The following is an 18581-nucleotide window of genomic DNA, read 5'->3' as shown; positions in this document are numbered from 1 at the left end:
TTTCGGTCTTGTCGTACTGGGGGAGGGGCTAAGTAGCGGTGCAGCTATCTGCTCGTCGCGCTCAAGGGCTGCAGGCTCAGCAGACGCTCGACCTTGCGTTCGAGTGTCGTCGGGTCGAAGGGCACCACGAGAAAATCGCGGGCGCCCGCGGCATGCGCCTTTTGCACCAGTTCCAGATCGCAGTCGATCGAGAACACCAGGATCGGGATGTCCTTCGTCTGCGGATCGCTCGTCAGGCGGTTGACCAGGTCGAGCCCATCGGCGTCGGGCTGATGGCTGTCCATCAGGATGCCCCGCGGCAGCTGCTCGCGTGCTTGGACCAACAGCTCGCTGCCCGAGGCGACGCTCTGCACCTGGTAGCCGAGCAGTTCGAGGCGAAACGCCATCAACTCGGCCAGGAAGCCGTCTTCTTCGGCCAACAGGATGTGAGGCGCATGGCTACGCATGGCGGGGCGAGGGCAAGCGGGGCGGGCAAAGCGGGCAGCATGTGTCAGACCAAACCTAGCTTGCCGTCTGCGCCCCGGCCGTTCGTGGAGGAAGGCCCACGCCACGCGGCGCGGTTGCCAGGATCGAGCCGCCTGCGCAGGTGGCAGCGATTGTGTGGCCCCCGCATTCGCGCGCCTCGCGGCGCGGCCAACCCGCTTTGAGATAGAGTTTTTCGAGCCTGCAAGGCGGCCGATCCCGGAGCTTCGAACATGTACGCTCGAGTGCTGTTACTCACGTTGGCGATGCTCGCCGTGGCCTGCGCCGCGCAGGCCGATTCGACCACCGTCAGCACGCGCGTCAAGGCCTCGGCCGACGACGCGGGCCAGGACGGCTCGGGCAACGTCGTGTTGACCAATGGCTCGATCAGCCTCAGCTCGGGCACCTGGTGCGGCGTGCGATTCCAGAATCTCGCGATCCCGCAGGGGGCATACATCATTTCGGCGACGCTCACCGTCGTCGCTGCCAACTCGACGAGCGGCGCCAACCCCGCGACCGTCATCTATGGCGAGGACGAGGACAATGCCACGGCCTTCGCCGCCACGGCCAACAACATCAGCGGGCGCACGAAGACCAGCGCGACAGCGAGCTGGAAAATCACCAACTGGACCGCCGGCACAAGTTATCAGGCGCCCGACGTGCGGGCGCTCGTGCAAGAAATCGTCAACCGCCCGGGCTGGGCGAGCGGCAATAGCCTGGCGATTCTGCTGAATGCCACATCGGGGGCGTCTCGGCCGGCCGTGGCCTACGACGGCTCGAGCTCGCAAGCGGCGCTGTTGAGCGTCACCTACGTGGTGGTCACGAGGCCGGTGGCAAATCGCCTGCTGTTCGTGGTCACCAACAGCTCCAACCCGTCGAAGCAGGAAGATCTGCGGCAAGCCTTTTTTACCGACATCGGCTATACGGTCACGCTCCTCAAGGCGAGTGCGAACCAATCGTCCTACGATACCTACGCGGCTGCCAATGACGTGGCCTACATCTCGGAAGAGGTAAAGGCCTCGCAGATCCGCACCAAGCTCATACAGAAGCCCCTGGGCATCATCAACGAGATTCCGGCGCTGGCCGACGATTTTGGCATCGCGTCGACGAGTTCCGTCAGCAGCGGCAACACCGCGGTCACGGTGACGACCAATGAGCATTACGTGGTTGCGCCGTTCGCGGTCGGCGGTCTGACGATCTTGTCCGCATCGCAGGATTTGAGCTGGTTTTCCGGCACGCTGGCCCCCGATGCGATCGTCTTGGCGACGGTCGCTGGGCAGAGCTCGATCATCGCCGTCGAGGCCGGCGGCAAATTGAACGACGACACCCGAGCCGCCGGACGGCGCATCTTGTTGCCGTTTGGCGGCGGCACCTTCGACTTCGCGCAGCTCAACGCCGACGGCCTCGTGATGGTCAGCCGCGCCATGGCCTGGGCAGGTGGGCTGGTAGGCTGGTGGAAACTCGACGATGCCTCGGGAACCACGGCCACCGACTCGACCGTGAATCTTGCCCACGGCACGCTCTTCGATTTCGATTTCGGCGCCAATGGGACCACCGGACGCATCGACAGGGCCCTAGCCTTCAACGGCAAGTCGAACTACGTCAGCATTTCCAGCCAGGCCTGCTTCCAGGTCACTCAGGCGTTCTCCATCTCGGCCTGGATCAAGGTCAGTACCTGGGGCACGGGCGACGACGTCGACACCATCCTTCGCAAGGGCGATGATGGCCCCAACAATTGGCAACTCGCTGTCGAAGACGGCCACCTTGCGCTGGCCTTGGACGGCAAAGACGGTTCGAACACGGCCGGCAATACCTCGCTGACCGCCGGCCGGTGGACGTTTGTTGTTGGCACCTGGGACGGGTCCTATGTCCGGCTCTATGTCGACGCCGTGCTCGACAATACACCCGTCGCCCGCGCCGCGCCGATTTCGACCGATACGCGCGAGGTGTACCTCGGTGGCCACTCGAGTGGCGACCTGTCGGAAGGCCTGTTCGACGACGTGCGGTTCTACAATCACGCCTTGAGCCAGCTGGAAATCAACCAGCTCATGGGACACGGATCGCTGCCAGGCTTGCAGATCCTGAAATGGGTCGAAGTCCGGTGACGTGTGCCGAGCCATCGGCTGGCACAGGGATCGCAGCGCCAGGGTAGGCAGCGGGCATCGAGCGGGCGATGCTCCTGCCCGATCCACGGAATCGCCGGGGATATCAGTGCCCTTCCGCAAGGTTGCACGGGCGCCCTGCCCTGCACGGCGACTCGAGGCCCGCGCGATGCTAAACTGTGCCCAGTTCGCCGGAGATTTATTGCTCGAATCTCGTCTGGCATCCAACCGTCTCTCGAAATCCGGCCATGGAAGAACTGTCCAAGTCGACGGTGCTCGCAACGTTTGGCGAGTCGCACCCTTATCTCTCCGGCATGTTCGCGCCCGTCCGCCGAGAGATCACCGCGACCGAGCTGACGGTCGTGGGGGAGATTCCGCGCGACGTCTCGGGGATGTTCGTCCGCAACGGCAGCAATCCACAGTTTGCCCCCCCTGGGCGTTATCACTGGTTCGACGGCGACGGCATGCTGCACGGCGTCCACCTGGTCGACGGCCGGGCCACCTATCGTAACCGCTATGTGCGGACGCGCGGCTGGGTCGCCGAGTCCGAGGCGGGCCAGTCGCTCTACACCGGCATTATGGAACCGCCCACCGGCCGTACGCCTGACGGGCCGTTCAAAAACACGGCCAATACGGACGTCGTGTTCCATGCCGGGCGGCTACTGGCCCTGTGGTGGCTCGGCGGCGATGCACACCAGGCGCGCCTGCCCGACCTGGAAACCGTCGCCCGCTACAATTTCGACGGCCAGCTTCGCCGCGGAATCACGGCCCATCCCAAGGTCGATCCGCGCACCGGCGAAATGATGTTCTTCGACTACTCGCCGCGGCCGCCGTTCATGTATTACGGCGTCGTCGCCGCCACGGGCCAGATCGTCCATCAGGTGCCGATCAGCCTGCCGGGCGCCCGCTTGCAGCACGACATGGCGATCACCGAGCATTACTCGATCCTGTTCGATTTCCCCATGTTCTGGGACCCGCGGTTGCTTGCCCAAGGCAAGGCACGGGTCGTGTTCGATCCGCACATGCCCAGCCGCTTTGGCATTCTGCCGCGGCTTGGCGACGAGACGAGCCTGCGCTGGTTCGAAGCCCCGGCCTGCTACATGTACCACACGATCAACGCGTTCGAGGAAGGCGACGAAATCGTGTTGATCGGCTGTGCCATCGACAATCCGCTGCCTCCCAAGCGTAGTGCGGGCGCCACCCCGCGGCTGGATGTCATCGAGCTCGCACCTTACCTGACGCGTTGGCGATTCAATCTGGCGACGGGGACCTCACACGTCGAACGACTCGACGACGTGCCGACGGAATTCCCGCGGATGAACAACCAACAACTCGGCCGCCCGGCGCGATACAGCTACAACCCGCGCATCGCCCGGGCCGATACGCTCCAGTTCGACGGCCTGATCAAGTACGACCTGGCCACTGGCACCAGCCAGACCTTGAGCTATGGTCCCGGCCGCTTTGGCGGCGAAGCGGTGTTTGCCCCGCGCGCGAGCGGCCAGGCGGAGGACGACGGCTACTTGTTTACCTTCGTCTACGACGAGCAGAACGATCAGGCGGAACTTTGGATCATCGATGCCGCGCGATTCGAGGGCGAACCGGTCGCCCGAGTTGCGATTCCTCAGCGGGTTCCGATCGGCTACCACGCTTGCTGGGTGAGCGAGGCCGAAATCCGCGGGCAGCGGTTACCCGCGTAGGAGCCCCATGCTCGCGCTGTTTGTCGTCTTGCTGCTCGTGATTGTCGCGTTGATCGCAGGCGAACGCCTCTGGAGCCGTGGCCAGCGCCTTGCCACGCTCGACCGCGCGGCCTGGGCCGGCGTGCCGCTGCTCGCCGTTATTGCCCTGGCATCGATGGGTGTGTTCGTCCATTCGACGCCCTGGTGGGATTTCAACGGCGCGCGGCTGGCCCCGACGATCAGCATGTTTTACGGCTACCAGCCGTACAATCTGCCCGACGACGGGCCGGTGCTCTGCCCCCACTATCCGCCGCTTGCCATCCTGGTTTTCCTGCCGGCGGCGCTCAGCGGAAATCCAACCGTAGAGATACTGATTGCCTCGGTCTGCAGCGGCCTGGTCTTCTTTGCGCCGCTCGTATTGCTGGCCCGGCTGGTGCCCGCCCCGTGGACGCCCGAGCGACGATTGCTGTTTGCCGTCGCGTGCTTGTGCCTGGCGTACTACACGATCTGGCAAGTTGCGCTGCGCAGCGTGTCCTTCAACATTGCCCCCGACGGGGCCGCCATCGGGTTTGGCGTTGCCGCGACCGTGGCTTTCACCATCGCACGGCAGACCGGCCGGCGGAGATGGCTAGTGGCCACGGCACTGCTGGCGGCCATGGCCGTCTGGACCAAGCAGACGCTGGTGGTTGTGCCAGCGGTCCTGCCGCTGTGGGGATTCGCCGTGTTGCCGCGGCGCGAAGCCTGGCTGCTGGCCGCTTTGACCTGCGGTTTTTGCTGCGTACTGCTGGCCGTGTTTTCGCTCGCCTTCGGTTTCGATCGGATGTTCTTCAACGTCATCACGATCATGCGCGAGAGTCAGTGGATCGACGTCCACGCGCTGTATCGCGACTATTGGTACCCGTGGCGGTTCTTTTGGTGGATGTCGTTACCCTTGATCGCGGGGATCGTCGTCCAACGATTCGTGACCCGATCCTCAACGGCCAGCCCCTCTTCGCCGCGCAAGCTTGGGGCGCGGGTCGCCACCTGGTGGCTCGACGATCCTGCAGCCTTGTTCTTGTTGTTGGGCCTGATCCTGGTGCCAATGTGCCTGTTGGGTCGGCTGAAGATCGGCGGCGACGATCACCATTACGCCCCGACGCTCGTGTTCTTCGCCTATTTCGCCTTGGTGAGCACGATCGCTGGCGACGCCGGCCATCGCGCCTTGGAGCCCGACCTAGAAAAGCGCTTGCTCAGGTTTGCCACGGGGCTCTGCCTCGTGCTCGGGGCATGGAATGCCGTTTACGCGGCGCGTGGCGTGTGGCAGGCCCCGTCGGTCTTCGACAATCCGCAAGAAAACGCCTATCGCACCTTGCTGGCTCGCCCCCAAACCTATTACTTTCCCTGGCACCCGCTCGCGGCGCTCTTGGCCGAGGGCAAGCTTTATCACTTCTCCTACGGGCTGATGGACCGTCGCATCTCGGGGCATCCGATTACGCAAGAGCACTTCGATCGCTACTGCCCGCGGCGATTCAAGGCCATCGCGATCGTTCCCCAGCGAGCGCAGGATTCGCCGGGTGCTCAAGACTGGCAGAACTACCTGCCGCAATTCCGTTACGAGGACCGTGCGTACGGCATGGCAGGCTGGATGACCGTGACGGCCCACTAGCGGCCTGTGGCGATTTGCAGAGGAATGCCGCGCGTCGCCTTGACTCTTCAATGAGTTATCGCGGCAGATGGATGGCCAAGTTGCACGTCGACAATGTCGTGCAATTGGTGCGGTTCGTACTATCGGGCGCACCCCTCCCAGACGGCTACCGCGGGGACCAGGCCTGCCGCTCGGCCCGCGTCAAGTTGCCACGCCGCTCGCCTTTCGTTGGACCGGTGGGTGGATGGCATATACTGGGGGTGTCACCGCATCTGGGCCCCTGGTCGCGAGTCGACACATGGTGCGCAAACTATCGCTGGCCGCTGGCTTATTGGGCCTCCTCGCCGTCGGAGCCGCCACGTGGTGGTTTTCGCGCACGTCCGATCCTTACGAGGGCCTGGTCGCGCCCCTGGGCCAGCCGGTTACGGCCGATACCAACCTGCGCGACATCTACGGCAACGAGCGGACGATCGGCGATTTTGCCGGCAACAAGGCGGTGGTCGTGTGTTTTCTCAGCACCGGCTGCCCGCTGGTCAAGAAGCTGATGCCGGAACTCAAGCAGCTCGAAGCCGCGACAAGACCGCAGGGAGCCCAGTTTCTGGCCGTCTATCCGAACCAGGGCGAGACGATCAACGACATCGCCGCCCACGCTGCGGATTACGACGTTCCGTTCGCCGTGCTCAAGGACTACGGTCAGGGGCTCGCCGACGCGCTCGGGGCCAAACGCACGCCCGAGTTCTGCGTCCTCGACGCCAAAGGAGTCCTGGTCTACCGCGGCTGGCTCAGCGACCGGGTGCGGGTCAACGGCCTCAAGATCAAGGCCGATCGCAACGACCTGGCCGAAGCCATCGGCGAAGTACTTCACGGCAAAAAGGTCACCGTGCCGAAGACCGAGGCCGACGGCTGCCTGATCGACCGCGATGAACCGCGCGCAATCGATTTCCCCGTGACCTTCGCCGACCACGTGGCGCCCATCCTCCAGGAGCATTGCGAGGTATGCCACCGCGCAGGGAGCATGGGCCCTTTCAGCTTGTCGAACTATGACGACGCGCGCGACGTGGGCGCCATGATCAAGGAGGTGGCCGTTCAGCGCCGGATGCCGCCTTGGCACGCCGATGCCCGCTACGGCGTCTGGCAAAACGATCGGCGGTTGACCGAGGAACAGATCACGCTGTTGGCGGCCTGGTTCGACGCAGGCATGCCTTCGGGCGACCTGAGCCAATTCCAGCCGAAGCACTGGTCGTCGGAATGGGCCTTCGAAGATCCGGACTTCGTCGTCGAAGCCGAAAAAGGCTTCGACGTGCCCGCGGACGGGGTCGTCCCCTATCAATACATCTGGGCTCCCCAGGAAGTGTCCGACGCGATCTTCACCCGCCAGCGCTGGCTCGTGGCGGGCGACGTCAAGCCGGGCGTCCCGCAAGTGGTCCATCATCTGATGGTCTATGCGGTCGATCCGGGAGCGCCGGGACCACAAGAAACCTACGACGGCTGCCGATCGATCGGTTCTTACGTGCCGGGGACCAGCGCTCTGGTGCTGCCGCCCGAGACCGCGATGCGCGTCAACCGCGGTTCGCGCATCTGCTTCGAGATGCACTACACGCCCTACGGCAAGCCGGCCTACGATCAACCGAAGGTCGCGCTCAAGTTTCGCGACACGCCGCCGGAACACGAACTGCAGATCGCCGTGCTACACACAAGGCAGATCGCCGTACCGGCCCAGGCCGAGCATTACGAAATGCACCTCGCGGCCGCGGCACCCTACGACAGTCGCATGTTGGCCCTGATGCCGCACCTGCACATGCGCGGCAAGTCGTTCAAGTTCGAGCTCGAATATCCGCCCCGGGACGGCGAAGTCTTGCCGCATCGCGAGATCCTGCTCAACGTTCCGCGGATCGACTACTTCTGGCAAACCATCTATTGGTTCAAGGACCCGCCGTTCATTCCGCAACGGGCGGCGATCCGATGCACCGCTCACTGGGACAACTCCTCATCGCTGGCCAACAACCCTGACCCCAACACCACCGTCCGCTGGGGACCGCAATCGACCGACGAAATGTTCGTCGCGTGGCTGTTTTTCGTGCGCAATCTGTCAGGATCGGACCTGTCAGCCTCGCCCTCCGAACCTACCGCAGCCGTTTCCTTGCAATTGCCGCCGAGCCGGGCTAACTAAGAGCCTGGGAGTTGGGTATCTCGGGGTCGCATCGGGCTGCTTATGTTGGGCAATCGAAGGTCCGCCGCGCGCGCTGTAGGAAAGCGGTTCGCATGGTTTGTGGCGTGCGCCGGCCTCGCACTGCTGATCGATCCTGCTCCCGCGGCGGCGCAAATGTCGATCGGCTCGACGACCGGCGTGTTGCCGCCGAACATGCCCACCACTTCGCTGATCCTAGGCGACGACCTGGCCAATCTTCAGGCGCAGTGGGTTACGCCGGTCAACTCGCAACAGCTCAGTTGGCGTAACAGCGCCAACAGCCGCGCCAGCCAGAACACCAGCGGCGCCGTGCCGGTCGATTTCGGCGTCGCCACGAACGACGCCAGTATCGCGCAGGCCGCAGGCTTGCGCTTTGCCATGACCGGCAATGTGGCCGACTTGAACAAGGCCGTCGGTGCCTTGTCGCTGGCCGACGTTCCCGGTGGCACGTTCATCACCCGCCCCGAGGTTCTCACCAGCTACCTGGCCGCCTACGACTTCATCCGCGGCGCGTCGAACGTCCAGTTACCGCAAGCCACGCGGGACACGATCGAGGCCCGGCTCCTGTCGCTCTCGCAAAGCCTCGACTATGGCAATCAGACCTATAGCAACGCCCGCGCCAAGATCGGGGCGACTCGCGCCCTGGCCGGGGTGCTACTGCGCGACCAGGACCAACTCGACACGGGCCTGGCCGACTTGCAGGGCCACTTCGACTACAGCACCACGGATGACGGCTGGTTCACCGACAGCCAGGGACACTACCTCAACTACACGCTCCGGCACTGGGGTTACTTTCTGCGGGCCTACGAGCAGGGCTCAGGCGTCGATCTATACGAGAACCTGCGCCCGTACGTCGACATGTCGCTGGGGCTGCGGCTGCCCGATGGCACGGTGCCGAACGTGTCGAACGGTTTGAACGAGCCGATCGCGTTGCACTTTTTTTCGCAGGACAGCGATCCGACGACCGCGGCCAATATTCTCTGGAACACGTCCGAGGTCGGCCCCAGCCCCTATTCGTTCGACCAGACGGCGATCGAGAACAACGACTGGACGAACACGACCGACTTTGCCTTGACCGATTTCAGCGCCGTTGCTCCGCAAGCGCCGACGCGTTCGCCGACCTATTTCGCACCAGGGCAAAGTGCGGTTTCGGTGTTTCGCGAGGACTGGGGCGCCACGAGCGACTATTTGCTGCTGTCGCCCGGCGTCGATAGCCCCGCGTTTCATCTTTACAGCGACGATCCACCCATCGACGCCTACGTGCCCGCGTTCCACAGCCACAACGATACGGGCGAGATTCTCGTCGCCTCGCAGGGTAAGTACATTCTCGTGGCGCCCGGCTACGACCGCGACGACCTGACCAATTCGCCGCCGAATTTTGGTCCTCGCGACCCGACCTGGCACAACGTCGTGCTGGTCGACGGAACGCTGGGCGGCACCGACTTCGGGCGGAGAATGCGTCCGGAGGACTTCGTGCGCACCAACCGGCTCGACAGCACCGAGTTTGGCACGTTCCACGGCGTCAGCGATTTCTCCACGCTGCAAATGAACTATGGCGGAGTCGCGGTGACGCGCAGCGTCGCGGCGCCTCACGAAGACTATTACGTCGTGGCCGACCGTATGGACGGCAACGCGGCACACACCTATGCCTTCAACCTGGTTGGCCGCGGAGTTCGCACGGTCCTTACCAACACGCCCGACTACAAGCAGGTGCGCTGGGAGTATCAGGGGGCCCAGGTCATTGAGAACCTGATCGCCTCGCAGTCGATGACGTTTTCGGCCGGCAACCTCTGGATGCACGACACGTTCGACAATTTCCAGCAGACCTATCGCATGCGCGGCACCATGACCGGCGCTACCGACGGGCTGTTTCTGAGCGTAATCGAGACGGGACCGATCGGCCCGGCACATCTGTACATCACCAAGTTGTCGAATGATTCGCAATGGCTGGCGATGCGCGTGGCGCATGACACCGCCGGCTGGACCGACTACATCCTCTCGCAGCACAGCCTGCAAAGCCGCACGGCCGGTGCCCTCTCGAGCGATGCCCGTTACGCCTACATCCGCCAACAGGGCCTGGAGCTGACCGGGCTGATGATGGCCGAAGGCACGCAACTCGGCTATCTGGGCGATACGGTGCTCGAGTTATCGAACCCGGCCACGCTTTCGCTGCGCATGCTGATCGACCAGATCCTCGGGACCGTTTCGGACGATGGCCTCGTGCCGGGCACCGAGCTGCGCATCTTCGATCGCGGTACGATTGCCTGGGCCACGCTCGACGGCGTCTTTCTGCCGGTGCACAACGGCCTCGATTTCGGCGGCGTGTTTCTGCCCCACGGCGGAGAACTGGTCATTCAGTTTGGCGTGGTGCCCGAACCGAGCTCGTGTGTCCTGGCCGCGATCGGTGTCGCCGGCGCGGGCTTGTTCGTACGGCGGAAGCAGGCCCGCCGGCGCGGCTAACGGCCCGGCGGTCCCGCGGGCGATTGCAACGCCTCGTCGATCGCGCGGCGCATGAGGGATTCGGCCCCCGGAGCCACCCAGCACCAATCGTGCAAGTTCGTATCGTGCTCCTCCCAGGCACGCTCGGTCGGGATATAGCCCGTTGCCGATTCGCCGTACCCGATGGCGACCACAAACTTATCGGGGCAAGCCTGCTGCGCGTACAGCTGATATTCGACATACGACTCGCCCGGCAATAGCAGCAGCGCCGCCTGGCCCAGATCGATAACAGGGACATCGATGTTCAAGCCGGCCTCGCAGCGGCGGCGCCAACTGAGCCCCATGGCCGCCAGGCATTGATCGAAGGACCGCGCTTCCGGTCGCAGGCGCGCTTCGAGCTCGGCTGGGCTGAAGCCCGCCGATGCGCGCGGCGCCAGCCGCAACTTTGCCGCGCGGAACGCGATGCGCTCAAGCGGCTGCCGGCGCGTGGCTTCATCTGCCGCAACCATGGCCCGGTAGATTCGCTCGGCGAGCCGCGGGCGATTCTCAGGCGATCCGTCGTTGTATTTGCCGGCCGTTACGTTGCCGCTGCATCCGCTGAGATAGATGCGAAACGTCTCGGGGATGTCCTCCTGGCGCCGCCGGCGGGCAAGGCCGACAAAGTCGCTCGACACGCCGCCTTTGCCGTAATAGCTCATCGGGTGCGTGGCAAAATGACTGATCGCGGCGAGACACAAGTCACCATCCCAGAACGAAACCGTCTTGAGCCAGGGATCGACGGTGCCCGGCTCGCCCGCATGCGCCTCGGGATCGCGCGAGGCGCTGGTCCGATCGAACCGCAGGTTGCCTTGCGAGTCGTGGTAGCGCCGGTTCGACGCGACCTCGCTGACTTCCGCCTGCCCGGTGCCGTAATGGGTCACTCGGCGCCGACGCTCGAGCGCGACCTTGAGTTCCGTTGCCACCCGCTTGACCGTCTGTTCGTGAAACTCGATATCGCAAACGCTCCCTTGCAATCCGTGTTCCTTGAGCAATTGCTCCGCCACGAGATCGACGACCGGGGCATCGTGCTGGTGCAGGCATGACACCAGGACGCGCAGGGGGGTCGTGCCTGCGGCATCAGCGAGCGCCGCGCGCCAATGTTCGTACGCCTCGTTGCGTATCTCGCACCAATCGACTCCGCAGATCACCAGCGGCTCGAGACCGCGCCCGCCGAGCACCACACCCCGGGCCAGCAACGGATCGTCAATGCGGACCGCTGGCGAAATCCCGCCACCCATGCACGGATGGCCCAGAGGAATCGTCACGTCGACGGAAAAGGTCGCCAGCCAAAAGTCGGGCGGCGTCTCCGCGGCGCGCGAGGTCTCGACCAGCAACAGGAACGGCACACAGAGCCAGAGTGCAACTCGCATGACCGCCCAGTCTAGGCGGGCGCCGGCCGCAGGTGAAACCGGCGGACACGAAATCTGCGCCAGGCGCAGTCATTGAGCCCCATCGGCATCCGGAACCGTCGTCCCGGAGCCGATGAGGCTCGCTGACTCATCCCACCCTCCCATGAAGGTACGCACTCAATCCCACATGCTCGGCCCACTCAGGCAATCACGCCCGCGTTGCGGCCGGCTTGTTCGATGCATCGCAGCGCCTCGACCAGTTGCTCACGGGTATGGTTCGCCGTGAGGCTGATTCGCAGCCGCTCGCTGCCGTGCGGTACCGCGGGAAACGGTACCGAGTTGACGCAGATATTGTTGCGATGTAGTTCCAAGGTCATTTGCCGCAGCCCATGCATGGTCCCCACGATCACCGGAATGATCGGGCTGGGTGCGTCGTTGAGCTTGAAACCCATCCGCTTCAGTTCGTTCCACATGAAGGTGCAGTTGTCCCACAGTTTTTCGCAGCGTTCCGGCTCCTCGCGGATCACGTCGAGCGCGGCACTCGCTGCGGCCAACACCATGGGGCTGGGGGCCGTCGAGAACATCGCCGAGCGGGCGAAGTAGCGGAGGTAAGCAATCAGATCGGCCCGGCCGGCCACGAAGCCGCCACAGGCGCCAATCGCCTTGCTGAGCGTGCCGATGTGCAGATCGATTTGGCCTTCCAGCCCGAAGTGGGCCGCCGCGCCGCGACCGTCGGGGCCGAGCACACCCGTCGAGTGGGCCTCATCGACCAGCAGCATCGCGCCATGCCGGCGGCAAACCGCCACGAGCTTGTCGAGCGGGGCAATGTCGCCGTCCATGCTGTAGATGCCTTCGACCGCGACCAGCTTGGTCCCGGTGCCCGGGCAGCGCGACAACACCCGGTCGAGGTGCTCGGCATCGTTGTGCTTGAAGACCTTGATCTGCGCCCCGGACAGCTTGGCACCGTCCACCATGCTCGCATGGGCCAGGCGATCGAGGATCACGACGTCGTTCTTGCCGACGCAGGCCGAGATCACGCCCACGTTCGCGCCAAAGCCGCTCGAGAAGACACAGGCGTCCTCGGTGCCCTTGAACTCGGCCAACTTGCGCTCCAGCTCGCGGGTCACGGGGAAGGTTCCGACCAAGAGCGGCGAGCTGCCCGCGCCGACACCGTACTGGGCCGCGGCGGCCTGTGCCGCAGCGATCACCTTTGGATGCGTGGCCAGGCCCAGGTAGTTGTTCGAGGCCAGGACGATCATCTGCCGAGTGCCTTCCTCTCGCGGATAATGCACCTGGGCTTCTGCGTCCGAAGGCTCTAACAGCATGCGGCGATAGAGGTTATGGCCACGAGACTCATATTCTTCCAAAGCGGCACTGAAGAACGCCGCGGCGGTCCGAACGTCCATGCCGCTGTCGCGAGCGCGGAGGATGTCGACCAGCGAAGTCTCGTCGTTCAGCTCCAGGCCCGGAGTCGCGGTCAGTTCGCGGTTCATCGTAATCATGGTCAAGTGCCTTCCAGTCAGAGATTTGCGTCGTTTTTTGGGATGCGAGGCGGGTGGGATTCGTTTCGCCTCTGACAGCAGGGCGTAAGGCCGATCCGTTTGTTACAAGCCGGGCCAGAACCGGTCTTTTCGTTTGCCGCAGCCAGCAATCGGTCGATCGAGTGCAAGCAAGCGCCACAATGAATGTCGATGTAACGACTGCACGGCGATGGGCGCTAGGTGGTGGAGAGCAATTCCGCGTTTCCGCTTGCGCGGATTGCAAATTTGCCCCACCAGACCCCCAGGGCCCCGCCATGATTCGCCCCAGAACAATGACCGAAGGTCTCTACAGAAAAGACGTTACTGAAAACCGCATCGGTTGGAATTGCACCCAACTCCAAATCGAGTTCAAGGATAGAATGCCGATGCTGCAGACCATTCCGTGCGAAGACGCTCGTGAGACCATCCGCGTCTTCGACCCGCTCTCGGGTGGTCCGTCAACAACCCCAGGCGGAGCGGCAAGCATGAGTTCTGCAAGGGACCCACGGTCGAACGGCGGCGGGATGCCACCGGTCGAGCTCTTCCCGGTCCGCACGCGGCGCGATCGGGCCGCCTTCATCGATTTGCCTTGGGCGATCTACCGCGACGACCCGCAATGGGTACCCCCGCTCAAATACGAAGTCTCTCAATTCATCTCGCGCAAACACCATCCGTTTTACGCGCACGGCGAAGCCGAGATCTTTCTCGCCCGCCGTGCGGGCGTGCCCGTCGGCCGGATCCTGGTGAGCGATGACCCGCGCTACAACGAACAGCACGGCACCAATTTGGGGTGCTTTGGGATGTTCGAGTGCATCGACGACGTGCACGTCGCGCGTGCGCTCATCGAGCAGGCGACCAACTGGCTCCGAGCGCGCGGCCGCACTGCAGTCATGGGGCCCATCGACTACTCGACCAACTATCCGTGTGGCTTGCTCATCGAAGGCTTCTCGACGCCGCCCCGGGTAATGATGAACCACCATCGTCCGTACTATGCAGCGTTGCTCGAGGCGTGTGGATTGTCGAAGGCCAAGGACACGTTCGCCTGGTGGTTCGAAGATCCGCACGACATGGTTGCGGCCTGGCGTGAAAAGGCGCAGAAGATCACTGCCCGCTTTGGCGTGACCGTACGCAACATTCGGATGAATGATTTCGACAACGAGATGGCCCGCTGCAAGCAGCTTTATAACGAGGCCTGGTCGACCGCCTGGGGCTTCGTGAAGATGACCGACGTGGAATTCGAGCATCTCGGCAAATCGCTCAAGCTCATCGCCGTGCCCGAGATGGTCAAGATCGCCGAAGTCGAAGGCCGACCGGTCGGTATTACGATCACGTTGCCCGACATCAACGAGGCGATCCGCCCGCTCAACGGCCGGCTGACCAATTGGGGACTGCCGATCAACCTCGTGCGGTTCCTGTGGAATCAACGGAAGATCAAGGCCGGCCGCCTCTGCGTGCTGGGCGTGCTCGAGGGTTTTCGCCGCCGCGGCGTGCCCGAGATGATGATTCTCGACACGCTCGACTACGGCAAGAACCAACTCAAGTACACCGGCGCGGAGCTAGGCTGGACGCTCGAGGACAACGACCTGATCAACCGGCTGATCGAGCGCACCGGCGCGCAGAAATACAAGCGCTACCGCATCTTTGAGGCGTCCTGGGCGTAGCTTCCGGCGGCACTCGCCCGCGCCTGCCGGCGCAGACGCGATGCGCTAATCGTCGACTTCCATCATCGGCAGTCGCTGCTTGAGCCGGTCGAGACCCGCCTGCGTCACGCCGGTGCGTTTGACGATCAGGCGCTCGAGCGTGGCGATGGCTGCCAGCCGCTCGATCCCGGCGTCGGTGATCTTCGTCCCGCTCAGGTCGAGGTAGTGCAGGTTTGGAAACTCGGCGAGCGCCGAGAGCGCGTCGTCCGTCAATCGGCAGCCGGCCAGCGAAAGCACCGTCAGTTGGTCCAGCGCGCGAAGCTGCGCGAGGCCTGCATCGGTAATCTTCGTCTGGTCCAAACGCAGATGTTTCAGATTGCGCAGCCGCGCGATGGCGGCCAGGCCCTCGTCGTCAACCTGCGTGCGATTCAACGATAGTTCGTTCAAGGGAGCGTTGGCGGCAAACCCAGCGAACCCTGCCCCGGTGATCTTGTCGCCGTCGAGCGTGAGCGATTCGAGCACGCGCAGGCGACTCAAGGCGTTGACCCCCTGGTCCGTCATCTGGGTGCGTGCCAGCCACAAGGTCCGCACGGTTTGCAGTTGGGTGATTGCAGCCGCGCCGCCGTCATCGACGGGCGAATCATCGAGCACCAGATGGCTCAGCTTGCGATCGACGGGCCAGAACCTGAAGCCCCGGCCGTTCACCTTAGTCCCCACGAGACTAAGGTAGGCCAGCTCGCGGAGCGACTCGAGCCGGGCGACCGTCGCATCGCTGACATCGTGCGATCTGTCGAGACGCAGATCGGCAAGCAATTTCCAACTGGCGAGCACGTCGGCCGACCGATCGGTCAACCGGCATTGGTTCAGCCAGGCCGTTTGTGGCGCGCATGCCGGAGCGATCATGGTCAATTGCGCGTCGGTCAACTCCGAATCTGTGACCATGACGATCTTGAAATGGCCCTGGTCGATGCGGCCCAGGCTGCGACACGTCTCGTCAGAAAGCTGCCCGAAAGCCATCAACTGGGGCGAGATGGGTCCTCCATAGAGCCCTGCGATCCGCCCAAGCCTGGCCCGAAGACCAGTCACAGGGCCGCTCAACTTCAGGTGAATGCCGGCCGCGTCGAGTGCACGCAGCGCCTGGTCGCGCTGCCGCAGCAAATTGAGCTCACGACCCAATACGACGGCCACCAACGTCGTGACGCCCAAGAGCGTTCGCAGGCTGAACTGTCGCCAACGTTTTCGCCCGGGTGGCAGATCCGGTGCCGGGGAGTTTGCCGGAGTGTTCATCGGCCAACTGGCAGTTCGGCAAAGACCGCGTTAACCTTGGGGCCACCATCGACCACCCAACAGCATTCGAGAGCCGCCATGCGCCGCATTCGCATCCTCATCAGCCTGTCCTTGGTCCTGATCGTCGCGCCGCTGGCGCCCGCGCCGGGCGCCGAGGATGTGAAAGCCATTCCCGGCGTCGGACCCGTTGGCCCGATGTCCGTCGTTCACGAGGGATTCAAATTTCTCGAAGGGCCCGCCGCCGACGCCACGGGCGCATTGTACTTCACCGACGTCTTCAACCGGCAAGTCTACAAGGCGAACCCAGGCGGCCAGGCCGAGTCGGTTCTGGCCGCGCGCGTCGCCGGCTTGATGTTTGGGCCCGATGGCAGGGTCTACATGACGGCGGGCGGGATCTCGGCACTGGACCTGAACACCAAGGAAGTCACCCCGTTGGTGAACACCTACAACGGGAAGCCTTTCAACGGTCCCAACGACCTGGTGGTCGACCGCGCGGGCGGCATCTATTTCACCGACCCCAAGGTGCTCAGCGGCTCGCAAGACGCATCGGCCGTGTATTACCTGCCGGCCGGCGCCACCGAGGCGATTCGCGTGGCGAAAAACCTGCTGTTTCCCAACGGCCTGATCCTCACGCCCGACGAACAGACGCTGCTCGTGGCCCAATACTCGTCGCCCGAGGTGCTCGCATTCGCCGTGGCGGCGCCCGGCAAGCTGGGCGAATCGCGCGTGCATTGCCAGATTGAGCCCAACGCCGAGACCAAGAAACGAGCCGGCGGCGATGGCGTAACGATTGATTCGGCTGGCAATCTGTACGTTGCCGCACCAGGGACCAGATCGATCCAGGTGTTCGGGTCCGACGGCAAGTTCCTGGGTCAACTTCCGGTTGATGGCAAAGTACCCACCAACTGCACGTTCGCCGGCGCCGACCTGAAGATGCTGTACATCACCACGACGACGGCCCTGCTGGCCTACCCGATGCAGATCCAAGGTCACCGCTGCGGCACGGGCAAATAGGATCGCAAGGGTGCACTTCCCGCGACGTCTAACGCCCGCTCTTCCCCGGTAACAAATCTCGCAAAGCATCCTCCAAGCGGCTGAATTGAAACCGGAAGCCTTCGTCTTGCAGGCGTTTGGAGATGAGGTAGCGCCCGTACAGGGCCAATTCTGGATCGGTGCGCAACACGTAGGTGGCCCCCAAGCGGACCAGCCAAGCGGGCGCGGGCAGACCGATCGGCATGCCGACAACACGCCGCAAAGTCCGCATGAATTCGCGCTGCGAGACAGGATGTGGCGCGGTTGCGATGTACGCACCACCCATGTTCGCATCGGTCAGGGCGCGCTCAAACAGCCGATTCAGATCGGTTTCATGAATCCAGCTCATGCCTTGCGTTCCCTGACCGACCGTTCCCCCAAGGCCGAATCTGACGAGCATCAGCAGACGAGCCAGCGCTCCACCTCCTGCGCCCCGGTTTCTGCCAATCACAAAGCTCGGGCGCAGAATTACTTTGCGCTGCGCGGGCAACACGCTGCGCTCGAACTCGTCTTCCCAGGCGCGCCCGATGATCGGGGCGAAGCCATAGCCGAACGGTGAATCTTCTGTGCAATGGACCAAAGGTGGGTCGCCGTAGATATGCGCGGTGCTCATTTGAACCCACACCGCGGGTGGCACAGCCAGCGACCGCATCGCGAGCCCTAACGCGCGCGTGGATTCTGTACGAGAACGAAGGATTTCGTCTTGGTGATCGGGCGTCTTGATACAGTCAACGCTCCGACCTACCAGATTGACTAAGGCGCTGGCACCGTCCAGCGTGCGTTGCCAATCCCCTGGCTGCCGTGCATCCCAGGCCACGTGCGTCCACGGCCCGTCGCCCCGGGGCGCATGGCGAGAGAGTATGACAACGTGCCAATCCCGACTCGCGAGATATGCCGCCAGCGACAATCCGAGAAACCCGCTTCCCCCGGCGATGACAACGCGTTGCCTCTCCGCTGAAATCGACATGCTGTGCCCTGACAGGCCAAGTCGCCCGGATGTACCGCTGTACTGTAGTGGTCAATTCAACCCGTCGTTACCCGGTCGAGCCAGGTCAGGTTTTCACACCCTGTGTGGGCGGCGGTCGCTACGGCTAGGACGACGTGTACCCGCATGAGCATTCCTGTGGATTTGCCGAATCCCACGACCCATTGTTGACGGCCCGGCGGGCGCCGGCTAGTTTCTGAGGCTTCCGACGGCGCGGGCTGGAGCCGTTCGGAGCCGT

Annotated in this window: 12 protein-coding genes; 7 read left to right on the top strand and 5 right to left on the bottom strand. The window is 63.8% G+C overall.

The features are described from left to right. Positions 1 to 44 precede the first annotated feature (44 nt). Complete coding sequence (locus K1X74_17030) at positions 45 to 446, bottom strand: response regulator (protein MBX7168042.1); 402 nt, start codon at positions 444 to 446, stop codon at positions 45 to 47. Positions 447 to 695: 249 nt separating this feature from the next. Between K1X74_17030 and K1X74_17025 the strand changes: the two genes are divergently transcribed. From K1X74_17025 to K1X74_17005, 5 genes are all read left to right on the top strand, one after another. Further along, entirely contained in the window at positions 696 to 2567 is a 1872-nt protein-coding gene (locus K1X74_17025; GenBank protein MBX7168041.1) for a LamG domain-containing protein, read from the top strand. A 245-nt stretch (positions 2568 to 2812) separates the two neighbouring features. After that, positions 2813 to 4261, top strand: a complete 1449-nt coding sequence (locus K1X74_17020; GenBank protein MBX7168040.1) for a carotenoid oxygenase family protein — start codon at positions 2813 to 2815, stop codon at positions 4259 to 4261. Between the two features lie 7 nt (positions 4262 to 4268). After that, the gene (locus K1X74_17015) at positions 4269 to 5885 is read left to right on the top strand and encodes a hypothetical protein (protein ID MBX7168039.1); all 1617 of its coding nucleotides are present in this window, start codon (positions 4269 to 4271) and stop codon (positions 5883 to 5885) included. A 277-nt stretch (positions 5886 to 6162) separates the two neighbouring features. Further along, complete coding sequence (locus tag K1X74_17010; protein MBX7168038.1) at positions 6163 to 8034, top strand: redoxin family protein; 1872 nt, start codon at positions 6163 to 6165, stop codon at positions 8032 to 8034. Between the two features lie 153 nt (positions 8035 to 8187). Beyond that, a complete protein-coding gene (locus K1X74_17005; GenBank protein ID MBX7168037.1) occupies positions 8188 to 10512 on the top strand; it encodes a heparinase II/III-family protein in 2325 nt (774 codons plus the stop codon). Here K1X74_17005 and K1X74_17000 read toward each other — a convergent pair. Next, on the bottom strand, positions 10509 to 11900 hold the full coding sequence (locus tag K1X74_17000) for a hypothetical protein (GenBank protein MBX7168036.1): 1392 nt from the start codon (positions 11898 to 11900) through the stop codon (positions 10509 to 10511). The two genes, K1X74_17005 and K1X74_17000, sit on opposite strands and share 4 nt — an antisense overlap. Before the next feature lie 179 nt (positions 11901 to 12079). After that, the gene (locus tag K1X74_16995; protein ID MBX7168035.1) at positions 12080 to 13381 is read right to left on the bottom strand and encodes an aminotransferase class I/II-fold pyridoxal phosphate-dependent enzyme; all 1302 of its coding nucleotides are present in this window, start codon (positions 13379 to 13381) and stop codon (positions 12080 to 12082) included. 503 nt (positions 13382 to 13884) lie between these two features. Between K1X74_16995 and K1X74_16990 the strand changes: the two genes are divergently transcribed. Further along, entirely contained in the window at positions 13885 to 15060 is a 1176-nt protein-coding gene (locus K1X74_16990; GenBank protein MBX7168034.1) for a hypothetical protein, read from the top strand. Positions 15061 to 15105: 45 nt separating this feature from the next. Here K1X74_16990 and K1X74_16985 read toward each other — a convergent pair whose 3' ends face one another. After that, complete coding sequence (locus K1X74_16985; protein MBX7168033.1) at positions 15106 to 16326, bottom strand: hypothetical protein; 1221 nt, start codon at positions 16324 to 16326, stop codon at positions 15106 to 15108. A gap of 78 nt (positions 16327 to 16404) precedes the next feature. Here K1X74_16985 and K1X74_16980 point away from each other — a divergent pair, with 78 nt between their 5' ends. Further along, a complete protein-coding gene (locus K1X74_16980) occupies positions 16405 to 17340 on the top strand; it encodes an SMP-30/gluconolactonase/LRE family protein (protein ID MBX7168032.1) in 936 nt (311 codons plus the stop codon). 28 nt (positions 17341 to 17368) lie between these two features. On the opposite strand, the gene K1X74_16975 is transcribed toward K1X74_16980, so the two are convergent. Continuing rightward, positions 17369 to 18325, bottom strand: coding sequence for a DUF1731 domain-containing protein (locus K1X74_16975; GenBank protein MBX7168031.1), 957 nt, complete (start codon positions 18323 to 18325; stop codon positions 17369 to 17371). Positions 18326 to 18581 lie beyond the last annotated feature (256 nt).

Source organism: Pirellulales bacterium, from assembly GCA_019694435.1.
Taxonomy (GTDB): Bacteria; Planctomycetota; Planctomycetia; order Pirellulales; family JAEUIK01; genus JAIBBZ01.
Note: the sequence above shows the minus strand (reverse complement) of the source record. Positions and strands in the feature narration are given on the sequence as shown.